The sequence below is a fragment of the Neisseria dentiae genome, from assembly GCF_014055005.1.
GTDB lineage: Bacteria > Pseudomonadota > Gammaproteobacteria > Burkholderiales > Neisseriaceae > Neisseria > Neisseria dentiae.
Map to the genome: position 1 here is coordinate 534,656 of NZ_CP059570.1, position 17,145 is coordinate 551,800.

Annotated in this window: 14 protein-coding genes; 6 read left to right on the top strand and 8 right to left on the bottom strand. The window is 57.3% G+C overall.

The window, feature by feature from the left end; translation table 11 throughout:
* Positions 1 to 31: 31 nt before the first annotated feature.
* The 3 genes from hrpA to H3L92_RS02450 all read right to left on the bottom strand — a co-directional run bounded on the left by hrpA (position 32) and on the right by H3L92_RS02450 (position 3,251).
* Positions 32 to 1,426, bottom strand: coding sequence for an ATP-dependent RNA helicase HrpA (hrpA, locus tag H3L92_RS02440; protein ID WP_085367055.1), 1,395 nt, complete (start codon positions 1,424 to 1,426; stop codon positions 32 to 34).
* 100 nt (positions 1,427 to 1,526) lie between these two features.
* Complete coding sequence (locus H3L92_RS02445) at positions 1,527 to 2,531, bottom strand: S49 family peptidase (RefSeq protein ID WP_085367056.1); 1,005 nt, start codon at positions 2,529 to 2,531, stop codon at positions 1,527 to 1,529.
* A gap of 279 nt (positions 2,532 to 2,810) precedes the next feature.
* On the bottom strand, positions 2,811 to 3,251 hold the full coding sequence (locus H3L92_RS02450; RefSeq protein WP_085367057.1) for a DUF4124 domain-containing protein: 441 nt from the start codon (positions 3,249 to 3,251) through the stop codon (positions 2,811 to 2,813).
* Positions 3,252 to 3,514: 263 nt separating this feature from the next.
* Between H3L92_RS02450 and guaB the strand changes: the two genes are divergently transcribed.
* The 3 genes from guaB to ftsB all read left to right on the top strand — a co-directional run bounded on the left by guaB (position 3,515) and on the right by ftsB (position 6,882).
* Positions 3,515 to 4,978 carry an IMP dehydrogenase gene (gene guaB, locus H3L92_RS02455; protein ID WP_085367058.1) on the top strand — a complete coding sequence of 488 codons (1,464 nt, stop codon included), beginning with the start codon at positions 3,515 to 3,517 and terminating at the stop codon, positions 4,976 to 4,978.
* 331 nt (positions 4,979 to 5,309) lie between these two features.
* The gene (gene eno, locus H3L92_RS02460) at positions 5,310 to 6,596 is read left to right on the top strand and encodes a phosphopyruvate hydratase (RefSeq protein WP_085367059.1); all 1,287 of its coding nucleotides are present in this window, start codon (positions 5,310 to 5,312) and stop codon (positions 6,594 to 6,596) included.
* 10 nt (positions 6,597 to 6,606) lie between these two features.
* Positions 6,607 to 6,882: a cell division protein FtsB gene (ftsB, locus tag H3L92_RS02465; protein ID WP_085367060.1), complete on the top strand. Its 276-nt coding sequence runs from the start codon at positions 6,607 to 6,609 to the stop codon at positions 6,880 to 6,882.
* Between the two features lie 201 nt (positions 6,883 to 7,083).
* Here ftsB and H3L92_RS13500 read toward each other — a convergent pair whose 3' ends face one another.
* A complete protein-coding gene (locus tag H3L92_RS13500; RefSeq protein ID WP_115336281.1) occupies positions 7,084 to 8,385 on the bottom strand; it encodes an N-acetylmuramoyl-L-alanine amidase in 1,302 nt (433 codons plus the stop codon).
* Positions 8,373 to 8,843 (bottom strand): tRNA (adenosine(37)-N6)-threonylcarbamoyltransferase complex ATPase subunit type 1 TsaE, encoded by a 471-nt coding sequence (gene tsaE, locus H3L92_RS02475; protein ID WP_085365756.1) that lies wholly within the window; start codon positions 8,841 to 8,843, stop codon positions 8,373 to 8,375. The genes H3L92_RS13500 and tsaE overlap by 13 nt, the downstream gene beginning before the upstream one ends.
* 233 nt (positions 8,844 to 9,076) lie before the next feature.
* Here tsaE and murI point away from each other — a divergent pair, with 233 nt between their 5' ends.
* Positions 9,077 to 9,889, top strand: coding sequence for a glutamate racemase (gene murI / locus H3L92_RS02480; RefSeq protein ID WP_085365757.1), 813 nt, complete (start codon positions 9,077 to 9,079; stop codon positions 9,887 to 9,889).
* 387 nt (positions 9,890 to 10,276) lie between these two features.
* On the opposite strand, the gene H3L92_RS02485 is transcribed toward murI, so the two are convergent.
* Positions 10,277 to 12,490 carry a RelA/SpoT family protein gene (locus H3L92_RS02485; RefSeq protein WP_085365758.1) on the bottom strand — a complete coding sequence of 738 codons (2,214 nt, stop codon included), beginning with the start codon at positions 12,488 to 12,490 and terminating at the stop codon, positions 10,277 to 10,279.
* A gap of 181 nt (positions 12,491 to 12,671) precedes the next feature.
* Positions 12,672 to 13,151, bottom strand: coding sequence for an FxsA family protein (locus H3L92_RS02490; RefSeq protein ID WP_085365759.1), 480 nt, complete (start codon positions 13,149 to 13,151; stop codon positions 12,672 to 12,674).
* Between the two features lie 219 nt (positions 13,152 to 13,370).
* Here H3L92_RS02490 and H3L92_RS02495 point away from each other — a divergent pair, with 219 nt between their 5' ends.
* Positions 13,371 to 14,081, top strand: coding sequence for a M23 family metallopeptidase (locus H3L92_RS02495; protein WP_085365760.1), 711 nt, complete (start codon positions 13,371 to 13,373; stop codon positions 14,079 to 14,081).
* 267 nt (positions 14,082 to 14,348) lie between these two features.
* On the opposite strand, the gene H3L92_RS02500 is transcribed toward H3L92_RS02495, so the two are convergent.
* The gene (locus H3L92_RS02500) at positions 14,349 to 15,353 is read right to left on the bottom strand and encodes a hypothetical protein (protein WP_245945460.1); all 1,005 of its coding nucleotides are present in this window, start codon (positions 15,351 to 15,353) and stop codon (positions 14,349 to 14,351) included.
* Between the two features lie 391 nt (positions 15,354 to 15,744).
* Here H3L92_RS02500 and H3L92_RS02505 point away from each other — a divergent pair, with 391 nt between their 5' ends.
* On the top strand, positions 15,745 to 17,100 hold the full coding sequence (locus H3L92_RS02505) for a DUF2868 domain-containing protein (protein ID WP_174222535.1): 1,356 nt from the start codon (positions 15,745 to 15,747) through the stop codon (positions 17,098 to 17,100).
* The last annotated feature ends 45 nt before the right edge of the window (positions 17,101 to 17,145 follow it).

Consider the following 17,145-nt stretch of genomic DNA (forward strand, 5'->3'; position numbering starts at 1 on the left):
CCCGACCTACATATTTTCAGACAGGCATTTTTCAGACGGCCTCCTCCACCGCTCCCAGTTCCAACAACACCTGAAACCCGTCATTGATATACCGCTGGTCGGGTGCTTCGAGAAACGGGAACGCCGCCACATCGCCCAGGTTCAGCGCGGCCATGCGCAGGATTACTGCCGCCAGATTGCTGCGGATGATTTCGGGGTCGGTAAACGCGCTGCGTTGTTCAAAATCTTCTTCCGAATACAAGCGGATACACACGCCGGCGGAGACGCGGCCGCAGCGGCCGGAACGCTGGCGGGCGGCGGCCTGGGAGATTTTTTCCACATGCAGCTGCTCCACTTTGGCGCGGGCGGAATAGCGTTTTACCCGCGCCAGGCCGGTGTCGATCACATATTTGATGCCCGGCACGGTGAGCGAGGTTTCGGCGACGTTGGTAGCCAGCACGATGCGGCGTTTGCTGCCGTTGGGGTGGAAGATTTTGTGCTGTTCGGCATTCGACAAACGGGCGAACAGCGGCAGGATTTCGTCGTGGCGGCGCAGCGGTGATTTGCGCAGGGCTTCGGCGGCTTCGCGGATTTCACGTTCTCCAGGCAGGAATACCAGAATATCGCCGCTACCCAAATGCGCCAACTCGTCGGCGGCATCGACGATGGCATCTGCGATTTCGATTTCCGCTTCGTCTTCGTCTGCCGCGTGCAGCGGCCGGTAAAGGATTTCGACGGGATAGGTGCGCCCGCTCACTTCCAGCACGGGGGCGTTGTCGAAGTGCTTGGAAAAACGCTCGGCATCGATGGTGGCCGAGGTGATGATGATTTTTAAATCGGGGCGGCGCGGCAGCAGTTGTTTCAGGTAGCCCAGCAGAAAATCGATGTTCAGGCTGCGTTCGTGCGCTTCGTCGATGATGATGGTGTCGTAGGCGGTGAGGTAGCGGTCGGTTTGCGTTTCGGCGAGCAAAATGCCGTCGGTCATCAGTTTCACATAGGCATCGCGCGAGGTGTTGTCGTTAAAGCGCACTTTGTAGCCGACCGTTTCGCCGATGTTGCTGCCCAATTCTTCGGCAATCCGCTCGGCAACGGAACGTGCGGCCAGGCGGCGCGGTTGGGTGTGGCCGATTAAGCCTGCGGCGCCGCGCCCGAGTTCCAAGCAGATTTTCGGCAGCTGTGTGGTTTTGCCCGAACCGGTTTCACCGCAGATGATGGTTACTTGGTTGTTTGCAATGGCGTTTTTGATGTCGTCCAACCGCTCGTGCACCGGCAGCGTGCCGTCGTACTGCGGCTTGGGCAGCGCGGCTTGGCGTTTGAGAAACGCCGCGTGCGATTTTTGGTATTTTTGCTGCACCGCTTCCAAGCCGCCGAAACGTTTCGGGTTTTTGAAGGCGTTTTGCAGGAAATGGCGGTCGCGGGCGAGGGTTTGGGATAAATCGGGCTGCATGGAGTAAAGGTGGAAAGTTCTGCTAAAACAAAGGGTGTAGATTATAACAGAAGGCCGTCTGAAAAGTTTTCAGACGGCCTTCTGTTTGCAGCAGGGCGGTTTACCAGATTTTGCTGCCTGCGGCTTCCAATCCTGCTGAAATGCCGGCGCGCAGGTGGCGGCCGAAGAGTTGGCTGAGGCTGTCTTCGGGGGTGTAGTCGACGATTTTCGGGGCTTTGATCACATCGCGCGACACGCTGTAGATGCTGCCGTAGCCGTCGATCAGGCCGGCGGCTTTGGCTTCGTTGCCAGTGTAGATGCGGCCGCTGAAAATATCAGGGTTTTCTTTTTCTTTCAGGCGGTTGCCGCGGCCGAGTTTGACGGCTTTGATGAATTCCTGATGAATGTCGGCGAGCATCTGCTCCCAAATGCGGGTTTGTTCGGGCGTTTCGGGAGAGAACGGGTCGCCCATGCCTTTGTTGCTGCCTGCGGTTTTGAGGCGGCGTTTCACGCCGAGTTTGTCCATCAGGCCGGTGAGGTCGAAACCGCCGCCGATTACGCCGATGCTGCCGATCATGCTGGAGGGGTCGGCGTAGATTTTGTCGGCGGCGGCGGCGATGTAGTAGCAGCCTGATGCGCAAACGTCTTCGGCAACCACATAAAGCGGGATGTTGCGGCTTTTATATTCGCTTTTCAGGCGGCGTATTTCGTTAAAGGCGGTGTTGGACACCACGGGTGAGCCGCCGGGGCTGTTGGCGCGGATGATGATGCCTTTGACTTTGTTGTTTTTATAGGCTGCTTCGAGGCTGTCGCGCAGCATGGCGGTTTGGTCTTCATATTCGTCGCCGATGGCGCCGGTGAGGGAAATGACGGCGGTGTGTTCTTCGGATATGTTAACCAGTTGGTTGGCGGGGGTGCTTTGGCTGCTGCTGCACGAGTTGGCGGCGATGGCCAGAAATACCAGCACCCACAGGGCGCGCCAAAGGTTGCGCCAGAAGCGGGCGCGGCGCTGCTCTTTATAGGCTTCGAGCAAAACGTCGCGCAGGGTGTTGCGCTCCCAGCTTTCGCCTGCGCCGGGGTTGGCGGGCGGTGTGTCGTTGTTGTTATTACGGATGCGGTATTGCATAAAACGGGCTTTCTGATAATGAAATGCCGTTTATTGTAGGCGAATCGAGACCGTCTGAAAACCGAGCGTTGCTAGGGTCTGTCGACAATTAACGCAACGGCGGTATTTTTGGTCAAAATCCCCCGTCTGCGGCGTTAAAAATGCTCGCAAGGTGTTCAACCTTGCTGCGCTTTTTGCCTTGCATCTGCGGATTTTCCCTCAAAAAACCGCTTCGCAAGCCTTCTGACTACACTCCCTAGTGCGGCTTTCAGACGGCCTGTATTTTTCGGTTTGTTTGCTTTAGTTGCAGAATTTGCCGATATCGGCATCATAACGTTTGATGAATTCGTCGCGGTTGGCCACGCGGGCGGTTTCGGCAAACTGGCGGTTGAGACGGGCGGTTTTGCAGTTGTCTTCTTTCTGCTGGCGGTTTTGCTCTTCGATTTTCTTGTTTTGCTCTTCGATTTTTTTGTTTTCTTGGCTGATGGCGTCGTTGAGCTGTTTTTGTTTGTCGGCCAGCGAGCCTTCGCCTTCGGCGGCTTGGGGGGCGGGCGGCGGGGTAACGGTGCGGGTGCGCACGTTAACGGTTGATGCGTTGGAAACTTTCAGGTTTTGCGGCACATCGGAATAGCTGGTGCTGCCGTTTTTGTTTTTCCATGTGTAAACCTGGGCGGCGGAAAACTGCGCCGGCAGCAGCAGGCAGGCGAGAACGGCGGTGCAGACGGTGCGGGTAATGTGCATGGTTTTTCTTTCTTTGGTATGTTTTCGGAATAGGTTTTCAGACGGCCTTTATTATATTGTTAAATCAGGTAAGTGTCATAACAAGTACATTATTTGGCGATATAAAGGCCGTTACTGTTTGTATGGTTACAACGGTGGCGGCTTGGCGGCGGCGGTGTAATTTTCTTAAATTTTAGGTGTTTTGCAGCGGCAAACGGCTGTTAAGCGGGCGGCGGATTTGGTACAATGCCGTGCATCTTGCACAAACTGAAAGCCTGAGCATCATGCGTATCGTTGAAAAAGCCTATACCTTTGATGACGTTTTGCTGGTTCCCGCACATTCCCAAGTGCTGCCGCGCGACGTTAAACTCCAAACCCCGCTCACACGCGGAATCACGCTCAACACCCCCTTGCTCTCCGCCGCGATGGATACCGTAACCGAAGCCCGCCTGGCCATTTCGATGGCGCAGGAAGGCGGCATCGGCATCATCCACAAAAACATGACGCCCGAGCGCCAGGCCAATGCCGTGGCCAAAGTGAAGCGCCACGAAAGCGGCATCGTGAAAGACCCGGTAACCATCAAGCCCGAAATGCTGATCCGCGAGTTGGTGGAAATGCTCTCGAAACGCAAGCGTAAAATGTCGGGCCTGCCGGTGGTGGAAAACGGCAAAGTGGTGGGCTTGGTAACCAACCGCGACCTGCGTTTTGAAAAACGCCTCGACCAGCCCGTTTCGGCGATTATGACCCCGCGCGAGCGTCTGGTTACCGTGCCGGAAGGCACGTCTATCGAAGATGCGCGCGACGTGATGCACGAGCATAAGGTGGAGCGCGTATTGGTGGTGAACGGCGATTGGGAGCTTAAGGGCCTGATTACCGTGAAAGATATTCTCAAAACCACCGAGTTTCCCAACGCCAACAAAGATTCAGACGGCCGCCTGCGCGTGGGCGCGGCGGTGGGCGTGGGCGCGGATACCGACGAGCGCGTGAAAGCGCTGGTTGAAGCGGGTGTGGACGTGATTGTGGTCGATACCGCCCACGGCCACAGCCAAGGTGTGCTGGATCGCGTGAAGTGGGTGAAACAAAATTACCCGCAGGTGCAGGTAATCGGCGGCAACATCGCCACCGCGCAAGCCGCGCGCGATTTGGTGGCAGCCGGCGCGGATGCGGTGAAAGTGGGCATCGGCCCCGGCTCCATCTGCACCACCCGTATCGTGGCGGGCGTGGGCGTGCCGCAGCTGACCGCTATCCACAATGTGGCCGAAGCCTTAAAAGGCACGGGCGTGCCGCTGATTGCCGACGGCGGCATCCGTTTTTCGGGCGACATCGCCAAAGCGCTGGCCGCCGGTGCGCACTGCGTGATGTTGGGCGGTATGTTTGCCGGCACCGAAGAAGCGCCGGGCGAAATCGAGCTGTATCAGGGCCGTTCGTATAAGTCTTACCGCGGCATGGGTTCGCTGGGCGCGATGAGCCAGGGTTCGAGCGACCGCTACTTCCAAGATAAGGAAGACAGCGCCGACAAATACGTGCCCGAAGGTATCGAAGGCCGTGTGCCCTATAAAGGCCCGATTGTGCAGATTATCCACCAACTGGTTGGCGGCCTGCGTTCGAGCATGGGCTATCTGGGCTGCAAAACCATTGCCGAAATGCACGAAAAAGCCGAGTTTGTGGAAATCACCGCCGCCGGCATGAGCGAATCGCACGTTCACGATGTGCAGATTACCAAAGAAGCACCGAACTACCACCGTTAACCGGTATCGAGGCCGTCTGAAACGTTTCAGACGGCCTCGTGTCAGGCTGCGGCTTGACATCAAACAAGTTTTACCCGATTTGCCGCGCAAACACTCGTTTCGGGAAGCGCGAATCGGTATAATCGGCGCCGTAATATTTATAGTGAAACAAAATAAGAGCGAGACAAGGCGACGAAGCCGAAGACAGTACAGGCAGTACGGCAAGGCGAGGCAACGCGGTATCGTTCTTATTTTGTTTTACTATATTTCAGCAGAGCGGCTTCAGGTTCGGTTACAAAGCCGTCTGAAAAAGATTTTTCAAATGTAACAGCTTAACTTTCAGGAGACTTTAATGAGCGCAATTGTTGATATTTTCGCCCGCGAAATTCTGGATTCACGCGGCAACCCCACCGTTGAGTGCGACGTATTGCTGGAAAGCGGCGTAATGGGCCGCGCCGCCGTGCCCAGCGGCGCCTCCACCGGCCAAAAAGAAGCCCTGGAGCTGCGCGACGGCGACAAAAGCCGCTATCTGGGCAAAGGCGTATTGCAGGCGGTGGAGCATGTTAACAACGAAATCGCCCAAGCCCTGATCGGTTTGGACGCTTCCGAACAAAGCTATATCGACCAAGTGATGATCGAATTGGACGGCACCGACAACAAAGGCCGCTTGGGCGCCAATGCCACCTTGGCCGTTTCGATGGCCGTTGCCCGCGCCGCCGCCGAAGACGCCGGCCTGCCGCTTTACCGCTACTTGGGCGGTGCCGGCCCGATGGCCATGCCCGTGCCGATGATGAACGTGATCAACGGCGGTGCACACGCCAACAACAGCCTCGATATCCAAGAATTCATGATTATGCCCGTGGGCGCAAAAAGCTTCCGCGAAGCCCTGCGCTGCGGTGCCGAGATTTTCCACGCCCTGAAAAAACTGTGCGACAGCAAAGGCTTCCCCACCACCGTGGGCGACGAAGGCGGCTTCGCACCCAACCTGGGCAGCCACGAAGAAGCCCTGCAACTGATGCAGGAGGCCGTGAGCGCCGCAGGCTACACGCCCGGCGAAGACGTGTTGTTTGCCTTAGACTGCGCTTCCAGCGAATTCTATAAAGACGGCAAATACCACCTGAGCGCCGAAGGCTTGGCCCTGAGCAGCGAAGAGTTCGCCGACTACCTCGCCAGACTGGCCGACACCTATCCCATCATCTCCATCGAAGACGGCATGGACGAAAACGACTGGGCAGGCTGGAAACACCTCACCGAAAAACTCGGCAAACGCGTGCAGCTCGTGGGTGACGACCTTTTCGTAACCAACCCCAAAATCCTGGCCGAAGGCATCGAACAAGGCATCGCCAACGCACTTTTGGTTAAAGTGAACCAAATCGGCACCCTGAGCGAAACCCTCAAAGCCGTTGACTTGGCCAAACGCAACCGCTACGCCAGCGTGATGAGCCACCGTTCGGGCGAAACCGAAGATTCCACCATCGCCGATTTGGCCGTGGCCACCAACTGCATGCAGATTAAAACCGGTTCCCTGAGCCGTTCCGACCGCATGGCCAAATACAACCAGCTGCTGCGTATCGAAGAAGAGCTGGCCGAAGCCGCTTACTACCCCGGCCGCGCCGCGTTTTACCAACTGGGCAAATAAGGCGTAACGCATGAAGTGGGTAACACTGGTTTTAATCGCCGCCATCACATGGTTCCAGTACAGCCTTTGGATTTCCAAAGGCGGCTGGCGCGATATGTGGCGCTTGCAGGATAAAGTAGCCGAACAAGGAGAGAAAAACCAGGCACTCACCTTGCGCAACAACGCCTTGCAGGCGGAAGTGGACGACCTCGCCAAAGGGCAGGACGCCATCGCCGAAATTGCCCGCGTGGATTTGGGCTATATCCAAAACGGAGAAACTTATTACCGTTTGGTGTACCGCCGCTGATTTGTTTTGGTTGGAAAAGGCCGTCTGAAAGATAAGTTTGCTTTCAGACGGCCTCAATTTTTGTATAGTTAAACCACTTGTTTATATGAACTGTTATTAAAATTCATTGGCTTAACTATAAGGTTTTAGGTCGTCTGAAAGCAAATTAATCTTTCAGACAACCTGTATCGTAGCATGGCTTATAAACGTACTTCGACGGAGTTACCTGCGGGCCAAAACGGCTTTGTTCAAATAGGTTTTCACGCCGTCGGCGATGGCTTGGGCGCTTTTCTGGCGGAATGAAGAGCTGGCCAGCAGGCGCTCTTCGGTGGGGTTGGAGATAAAGGCGGTTTCCACCAGAATCGAAGGGATGTCGGGCGCGCGCAAAACGGCGAAGTTGGCCTGATCGACATGGCCTTTGTGCAGTTTGTTGAGTTTGCCCAATTCGCCCAACACGTTGCGGCCGAGCACCATGCTGTCTTTGATGGTGGCGGTTTGGGTCATGTCGAGCAGGGCGCTGTCCACTTGGCGGTTGCCCACTTTTTGCACGCCGCCGATCAAGTCGGCGCTGTTTTGGGTTTGGGCGAGAAAGCGGGCGGCGGCGCTGGTGGCGCCTTTGGTGCTGAGTGCGTAAACGCCGGTGCCGCGTGCGCTGGGGCTGGTGAAGGCGTCGGCATGGATGGATACGAACACGTCGGCCTTAAGCTGGCGGGCTTTGGCCACGCGCACACCCAGCGGGATAAAGATGTCTTCGTTGCGGGTCATGTAGGTGCGGTAGCCCATGGCATCGAGGCGTTTTTTGGTTTCGCGGGCGATGGAAAGCACCACGTCTTTTTCGCGCAGGCCGCTGCCGCCGATGGCGCCCGGGTCTTCGCCGCCGTGGCCGGGGTCGATTACGATAACGGGGCGGCGGTCGTGGCGGCGCGGGGAGGAGGGCGTGGAAGGCGGCGGGGTGTCGTCGATGATAACGGGCTGCCGCTCACGCACGGGCGGGGTGCTGCCGGTGCCGTCGCTGCGGATTTTGCCTTGCGAATAATCGTTTAAGAGCGCCATCAGGGGGTCGTCGGCTTCGGCTGCCAGCGCGGTGGCGGCGGAGGGATATAAATCCATCACCAGGCGGTGGCGGAAGTTGGCCACGGGGGCGAGTGTGAACACCTGCGGGTTGGCAGGTTGTTTGAGGTCGATAACCACGCGCACGGTGGTGGCGGTGTTTTGGCCGACACGTATGCTGCGGATGTAGGGGTCGTTGCGCTGCACTTTGGCGGCCATGCCCTGCAATACGTTGTTGAGTGTGGCGCCTTCGATGTCGACGACCAAACGGGCGGGGTTGTCGAGCGCGAAGTGTTTGTATTTGAGCGATTGCGAAGATTCGAGCGTGATGCGGGTGTAGGCGCTGGCGGGCCAGATGCGCACGGCTACGAACTGCGGGGCGGCGGCTTTGGCGAGCGCGCCGATAGGGGTGAGGGTAAACAATAAGCCCGCCGCGGCGCGGCGGACGATTTGGCGGCGTGTTAATTTAACCATGTTTCTAAACTTTTCTTGCCTTTTTCGGTGTGTGCGGTCAGCGTGCATTTGCGGCCCGTGCCGTCGTGTTCGAGCATAACCGTAAGGTCGGCGGCAGGTACGAAAGTTCCGCCCTGTTGCGGCCATTCGATCAGACACAGGCAATTGGAGGCGAATAAGTCGTCCAAGCCAGCATCCTGCCATTCTTCGGGAGAAGCGAAGCGGTAGAGGTCGAAATGGTGCAGCAGGGTGAAGCGGGGCAGGGGGTAGGATTCGACGATGGTGTAGGTGGGGCTTTTTACAGCGCCTTTGTAACCGGCGCCGCGCAGCAGGCCGCGGGTGAAAGTGGTTTTGCCTGCGCCCAAATCGCCTTGCAGATACACCACCAAAGGCGGCATAACGGTGGCGGCCCAGCTTTCGCCCAGTTGCAGCGTGGCATCTTCGTCGGGCAGGAAACGGGTAATCGTTGCCAAATCCATATCGGTTTCTCGCTTGCGGTCAGTATTGATGAAAATATCAGGCCGAATTATCCGCCAATTCAGATGGCTTGGAAACCGTAAAAAACGATAAATTGGATTAAGAAGCCGTTACGGCGGCCCTCGGCGCTAATCGAAGCAGGTATGGCGGGGGGCGGAAACGGTGTACAATCGCACACCATAAATTAATCACAGAAAGGCCGTCTGAAAAGTTTTCAGACGGCCAAACCGCAAATATGAACAACACCACCAAACAACGCCCCATCGGGGTATTCGATTCCGGCGTGGGCGGCTTAACCAACGTGCGCGCGCTGATGGAGCGGCTGCCGATGGAAAACATCGTTTATTTCGGCGACACCGCCCGCGTGCCCTACGGCGTGAAATCGCGCGCCACCATTGAAACCTTCACTTCGCAAATCGTTGATTTTCTGCTGCAAAACGAGGTGAAGGCATTGGTGATTGCCTGCAACACCATCGCCGCTGTTGCCGGGCAGAAAGTGCGTTCGGCGGCGGGCAATATGCCTGTGCTCGACGTGATCACCGCCGGAGCCGAAGCGGCGCTGCAAACCACCCGCAACGGCCACATCGGCATCATCGCCACCAGCACCACCGTTAACAGCAACGCCTACGCCCGCGCCATCCACAGCCGCAACCCCAATGCGCGCGTACAGTCGCAGGCCTGCCCGCTGCTGGTGCCGCTGGTGGAAGAGGGCTGGCTCGATCACGAAGTTACCCGTTTGACCGCCCGCGAATATCTGAAACCCCTGCTGGCTGACGATATAGACACGCTGGTGTTGGGCTGCACCCACTATCCGCTGTTAAAACCGCTGCTGCGCGAAGAAGCACCGGGGGTAACGCTGGTGGATTCCGCACTCACCACCGCCGAAGCCGCCGCCAAAGCACTGGCGGAGGCCGACTTGCTCAACACCTGTAATACCGCGCCCGACTACCGCTTTTATGTGAGCGACATTCCCTTGCGCTTCCGCACGATAGGCGAGCGTTTTTTGGGGCGCAGCATGGATCAGATTGAAATGGTTTCGTTGGGCTAGGGCATTTGGATTTTGATTGGCAACAGGCCGTCTGAAATATTTTCAGACGGCCTGTTGCATTTAATCCTGTTATATTTAATATAGTAAAACCAATTACTTAATAGCTTCTCTGTCATACCCGGGTCAAGCCCGAGTATGACGGCGGGTGGAGATTCGGTTGGGCATTTCAGACGGCCTGAGACCTTTGCAAGTCGTTTAGGCCGTCTGAGAATATCCAATTACCGTCATTCCCGCGCAGGCGGGAATCCAGTCGATTTTTCGCAAGCTATTGAAATAAAACACTTGATGGTTTCAAGGCTGGATTCCCGCCTGCGCGGGAATGACGATACATAAATGTTTTCAAGTTTGAATTGTTTTTTGCAAAGGTATCGGCCTGTTGCCCGCAAATCACAGTCGCGTAACGCTCAACACGCCCTTTACCTCGGCCAGGCTGGCCAGCACGCGCGGCAGGTCGCCTACTTGGCGCACTTCCAGCGTGAAACGCATACTCGCTTCCAAATCGCGGCTTTGGGTTTGCACGGCGGTAACGTTGAGTTTGTGGCGGGCGAGTGTGTCGGAAACGTCGCGCAGCAGGCCGCTGCGGTCTTGGGCGCGGATTTCCACATCCACGGCGAAAACCTGCCCTTCCTGCGCCTGCGCCCAAGCGGCGGTAAGCACTTTGTCGGGCGACTGTTCGGCCAGGTGTTTGAACGAAGGGCAGTTGCTGCGGTGCACCGAAATACCCCGTTCGCGGGTAACGAAGCCGACGATATCGTCGGGCGGGGCAGGTTTGCAGCATTTGGCCAGCGTGGTCATCAGGCCGTCTTCGCCGTCGATCAGCACGCCGTTTTTGCCGCCTTTTTTGATTTTCGACTGTTTGACGATGGTGGTTTCGTTCAGGGGCGGCGGGGGCGGCTCGACCAGTGTGCCGCAGGCTTTCTGAATGGCGCGCGGCGACACTTCGCCCTGGCCGACGGCGGTGTAGAGGTCGTCGATTTTCTTAAAGCCCAGCTTTTCGGCCAAATCTTGCAGATTGGGTTTGGGAGACACTTTAACCAGTTGTTTTTCAAGCTGGTTGCGGCCGTTTTCGCGCACCGCGTCGGCATTTTGCTGGCGGATGAAGGCGCGGATTTTGCTGATGGCTTTGTTGGATTTCACCCAGCCTTCGTAAAGCCAGTTTACCGAGGGCGAGCCTTCTTTGGCGGTGATGATTTCTACGCGCTGGCCGTTTTCGAGCGGGGTGGAAAGCGGCACGATCTGGCCGTCGACTTTGGCGCCGCGGCAGCGGTCGCCGACGCTGCTGTGCAGGGCGTAGGCGAAGTCGATGGGGGTGGAGCCGGTGGGCAGCGACAATACCTTGCCGTGCGGCGTGAGCACATAGATGGTGTCGTTGAAAAGTTCGGTGCGGAAAGCGCCGGCCAAATCTTCGCGGTCGTTGTCGGCCATGTTTTCGCGCCATTCGAGCAGTTGGCGCAGCCAGGCGATTTTCTGTTCGTAGGCGCTGTCGCCCCTGCCGCCTTCTTTATAGCGCCAGTGGGCGGCCACGCCGAATTCGTTGAACTGGTGCATATCGAAGGTGCGGATTTGCACTTCCACGCCTTTGTCTTCGGGGCCGACCACCACCGTGTGCAGGCTTTTGTAGCCGTTGCCTTTGGGTTGGGCGATGTAGTCGTCGAACTCGCCGGGCACGGGCTGCCACAGGCTGTGGACGATGCCGAGCGTGGTGTAGCATTCGGGGATGGTGTCCACCAGAATGCGCACGGCGCGGATGTCGTAAAGCCCGTCGAAGCCGAGCTTTTTCTTCACCATTTTTTTATAAATGGAATAAATGTGCTTGGGGCGGCCGGCCACGTCGTAGTGGATTTGGTATTTATCAAGCTCGGTGCGCAGGGTTTTCAGAAAATGTTCGATATATTCGAGCCGCTCGGTGCGTTTTTCGTCGAGCAGGCGGGCGATTTCTTTGTATTTTTCGGGGTTTTGGTGGCGGAAGCCCAAATCTTCGAGCTGCCATTTGAGCTGCCACACGCCCAAGCGGTTGGCGAGCGGGGCGAAAATATCCAGCGTTTCTTTGGCCAGCGCGCGTTTGTCTTCGCTGTCGGGCAGCGTGCCGATAAACTGCATGGTGCGGGTGCGCAGCGCAAGTTTGATAAGCACCACGCGGATGTCGCTCACCATCGCCAGCAGCATTTTGCGCATGGTTTCGGCCTGCTGGGCGCGCTCTTCCGGCGTGGCGAGGCTGTCGACGCGGGCGAAGTGGGTGAGTTTCTGCACTTCGTCGATGCCCTTCACCAGGCCGCACACGGTGGCGCCGCATTTTTCGGTAACCGTTTCCTGCCAGTTGGCGGCGAACGAAGAAATATCGGTGAGTATGGTGGCGGCCACCGCTTCGGGCAGCAAATCCATATCGGCCACCATCTGCGCCGCGCCCAGCACGTTGCTTAACAGCGGTTCGCCGTTGGGGGTGAGGGCATCGACGGGGTAATGCGCTTCGGCCAGTTTGCGGGCGTTGAGCAGAATTTGGGCATCGTTGTCGTTTAATCCGGCGATGTAGCCGCCGAGCCATTTGTGGTAATTATCGAGATCCGGCGCGATGCTGCTGGGTGCTTGTTTGACGTTATTCATAGAATTCCCCGATAAAGCTGATATGGAGCGGCTATTGTATAGCATAGGCGGCGGGTTTTAAACCGAGGCCGTCTGAAATAGCCCGATGGCGCCGCATGGCTAAAAGTTGCAGGCCGTCTGAAAAAGTTTTCAGACGGCCTGTGTGTGTTGTTTCAAATGCGGTGCAACAATCAACCGGGAATCAATCGGGTTTGTGTTCGATGTAATCCTGTTTTTGCTTTTCAGACGGCGTGGTAACGGTGTATTCGCCTTCGATGATGTCGCCGCTGCCGCCCGGGGCGCGGCGGAAAGGGTTGTCGGCGTTGCCGAAGGTGCCGCCCATAGTATTCATTTGGGCAATCGGCTTGCCTTTGATCGGCAGCAGCAGAACCAGGGCGATAACCAGCGACACGAAGCCGGGGCTCATCAGCAGCAGCGCGGCAACCGCATAACGGATGGGCCACAGCATCTGGTAGAGCGAGATTTCACCGCCGTTTTTCATGGCGGCACCGGCCAGCAGCACGCCCGAGAGGCCGGTGTGGCGCAGCATCATTACGCCTGCGATAAAGCTCAACACCATCAGCGCAAGTGTGGCGCCGCCGCCCAGCCAGTCGGCCACCCATACGATAGACATGATTTCCAAAAACAACAGCACCAGAAAACCGATACCGAAAAATCGCATTGTGCAAACTCCTTGTTATTTATTGTTTTGCCGCGCAAAAAGCAAAACGGCGGCGCGGCCGGGGTGCCGCTTTCGGTAAAATAAAGCCTGAAAGGCGCGCTTTCAAGCATTTTTGATGTGAAAACGGGTAAAATACGCGCGGTAAAAACAAGTAAAGCCTCAAACAAAAGGCCGCGCGGGCATTCGGGCGGCCGCCGAAATTTGCTATCCTTACGCCCCATGAATACACAAACAGCTTACCCGTCTAAATTGAAAACCCTCCTGCTTGCCGCTGCCGTGTCGGTTTTGGCAGCCTGCGCAGGCACTTCTTCAACCGCCACCGGCCCCGTTCCCGAAGGGCATTACCGCGTGCAAAGCGGCGACAACCTTTACCGCATCGGCCTGCGTTTCGGCCAAAGCGCGCAAACGCTGGCGACTTGGAACAATCTGAGCGACCCCACCAAAATCGAAGTCGGCCAAGTGTTGCGCGTGCGCCCGAAAGGCGGCTCCGGTTCCGCTTCAACTTCGGCGCGCGCATCGGCAGGCGCTCCTGCAAGGGAAACCACCGTCGCCCCCACCAACCGCCTGACCCTGCAATGGCCGGTGGATAACGGCAGCGCCAACGTTATCACGCCTTATAACGGCGGCTCCAACAAAGGTATCGACATCGGAGGCGAAGCCGGCACGCCGGTGAAATCGGCGGCGGCAGGCAAGGTGCTGTATGCCGGCGAGGGTTTGCGCGGCTACGGCAAGCTGATTTTAATCAGCCACAACAGCAGCACGCTGACGGCCTATGCCCACAACCAGAGCATTTCGGTGCAGAAAGACCAAACCGTGCAGGCGGGGCAGGTTATCGGCACGATGGGCGACACCGATGCCGACCGCGTGAAGCTGCACTTCGAGGTGCGGATTAACGGCAAAGCAGTCAACCCGATGCCTTATCTGAACTAGCCTTTTCCAAATATCTTTCAATTTCAAACAGGCCGTCTGAAACGTTTCAGACGGCCTGAGGCTTTTATAAAATTCATGGACACTTTAAAAATCTGCGTCATACTCGGGCTTGATGCGAGTATCTGCTGTTTCTTTTTTAACAAAAGATACTCGGGTCAAGCCCGAGTATGACGGGATTTAAGCATTTCAGACGGCCTAAACGAATTTTGCAAAGGCCCCGGCCTGAATGAATTTTGCCTTCCGGCATAACCGGGCTGTTTGGGCGGGTTAAAACAAGGCTTCCACCCGCAGCAGCGTGCCGATGTGGTGGCTGCGGTTTTCTTCGCGGTTGTTCAGATAATTGACTTCGGTTTGCACAAACAGCCAGTCGCGCCAAACGGGCTGGCGCCAGCCTGCAAACGGGCCGTAGCTGTTGAGTTTGGCCTTTTTGGCTTCGATGTTGCCGCCCGTGTAAATGCCGTAGGTTAACCGTTTGTGGCCGGGCAGGTTGTGTTGGCGGTAGAGGCTGTTGCCCCAAGTCCATTCTTCCTCGTCGTCGTGGGTGTATTGCAGGTGGAGCTGGTTGGCGGTGAAAGTGTTGCCTTCGGGAAAGCGGCGCACTTCCCAGTTGGTGCGCACATAATGTTTGCTGTCGATGCCGTAGCGGTAGATTTGTTCGAGGCGGGTGCTGAAATCGCCGCCGAGCTGCCAGTCTTTGCTGCCTTTGAGGCGCAGGTAGATGTCGTCGCCGGAGCGTATGCCGATGTCGGCATCGGTGTCGATGCCGGTGCGTTTGCTTATGTCGGACCAGCGCAGCGCCAGCGACGAGTTGCTTTCCCGGCTTTGGGTTTTATCGAAGGTTTTGCCTTCGGGGTGGATGTTTTCTTCGTAGAGGTGGGCGTTGTTGCGCGGTTCGTTATCCAGCGAATCGTCGCCGAACACCACGTTTAATTTTTGCTGCAACACGGGCAGTTTCACCCGGCCGCGTATGCGCGGTTTTACCGAAAAGTTGTCATATTTGTTCCACTCGGTGTCGAGCATCACGCGCAGGTTGGCATCGGCGGGGTTGTCGGGATCAGGCTCGCCGAACCAATCGTCCATGCTGTGCGCCCAAGATTTCAAACGGCTTCTCACCGCACCGTGTTGGCGGTCGACCCAAGTGTTGTTTTCGGGAGCAGGCGCGGCTTCTGCGGCGGGGGCGGGGTTAACGGGCACATATTCGGCGGCTTCATAAGCCCATGCGGCACAAGGCGCGGCAAGCAGCAGCGGGATAAGCAGGCGGCGGGTGTTCATGTTGCGCTCCTTTACAGGTTTTAATGTGGCGGCAGATAAACTTTAATGCTTTTAACAGTGAAAGCATACTGCATTTGCCGGCAATATGCCATCGGGCCGCTTGAAAACTGCCGCACAGGCCGAGACCTTTGCAAAAATACCCTGAGTGCCGTCTGAAATGCTTAAATTCCGTCATTCCCGCGTAGGCGGGAATCCAGCCTTTAAACCATCAAGTATTTTATTTCAATAGCTTACGAAAAAAACGACTGGATTCCCGCCTACGCGGGAATGACGATAATCTGATGTTTCAGACGGCCTAAATGAATTTTGCAAGGGTCTCAGGCCGTCTGAAAGCGCATGGCGCTGTGTTAGAATAAACAACTTTTTTCAGACGGCCTTATCTCTCGAAACCATGCTCACACCGCCCCGCCAGCTCACCGAACTGGTGCGCCTTTTGCAGGAACGCGGCTATATTTTCGCCGCCGATCCGCAGCCGCTCACCGAAGCCCTGCGCCACACCGAAGGCAACGCCGAAGCCAAACTCTGCCGCCGCGCCGAAATGATAGACAGCGACCGCAAACTGCACGACAGCCTCGGGCGCGTGCAAAGCCTGTTTGCCTGGCTGCTGCTGGCCGCCACCTTGTTTTGGCTGGTAAGCGGCTTTGCCGGCACCGCAACGCTGATGCAGCAGTCGGGGCTGAACTTTTTCTTCGTGTTGGCCGGCGTGCTCGGCGTGCACACCCTGATGCTGCTGTTATGGTTGGGCAGCGTGCTGCTGCCGCGCTTCAAACCGCACGGCTTGTTCGCCAACCCCGCGTTATGGATACGTGGCAAAGACCCGGTCAACCAAGCCATCTTGCGCCTGTATAGCGACGAATGGGGCAAGCCCGCCACCCGCTGGCTGATCGGCCGCACCAGCCACCGCCTGTGGCTTTCCGCCTTAACCGGCATGCTGGCCGCCGTGGTGCTGCTGCTGGCCGTGCGCCAATACACCTTCAACTGGGAAAGCACCATTTTGAGCGACGCCGTTTTCGTGCAGGCCGTGCAGGCGCTCGGCTGGCTGCCCGCGCAACTCGGCTTTCCCGTGCCCGATGCCGAGGCCGTGTTAAACAGCCGTCTGAACAACGACCTTGCCGCCTCCCGCCAATGGGGCGGGCTGCTAATCGGCAGCATCGTCTGCTACGGCCTGCTGCCCCGCTTCGCCGCCTGGCTTGCCTGCCACATCCTTTCACGCCGCAGCATGAGCACGCTGCCGCTCGAAAAACCTTATTACCAGCAAATCATCCAGCAATGGCAGCAGCGCGTGGTCGATGCCGATAACCAAAGCGAAACCGTTGCCGCCGCCCCGCAAATCAGCCTCAGCAACGCCCCCAAATGGGCGGTGATGCTCGATGCCGAATGGGTGGATAAAACCTGGTTCCAACACGTTTTAGGGCAAGAGTGGCTCGATAAAGGCACCGCTGCCGGCCGCGATGCCGTCGCCGCGCTGAAAGCCGATTTGCAGGCCAATCCGGCCCAACTGCTGATCGGCGTGCGCGCCCGCAGCATGCCCGACCGCGGCATCTTGCGCCAACTCACCGCCCTGGCCGAAGCCGCGCAGGGCGGGGCGGTGGTACAGCTTTTGGCCGAAAAAAACGTTTCAGACGGCCTTGAAGACTATTTGAACCAATGGCACGCCGCACTGGCAGAACGCCGCCTGCCGTGGCTGGACCCGCCGCGAGTCAGCCAAAGGGAAAGGCTGGGGCAGGAGGCAGTAAAGCAGGAATGATAAAAATAAAATCAGTTGGTTATCCGGATTTTTGATAAGGGTGAA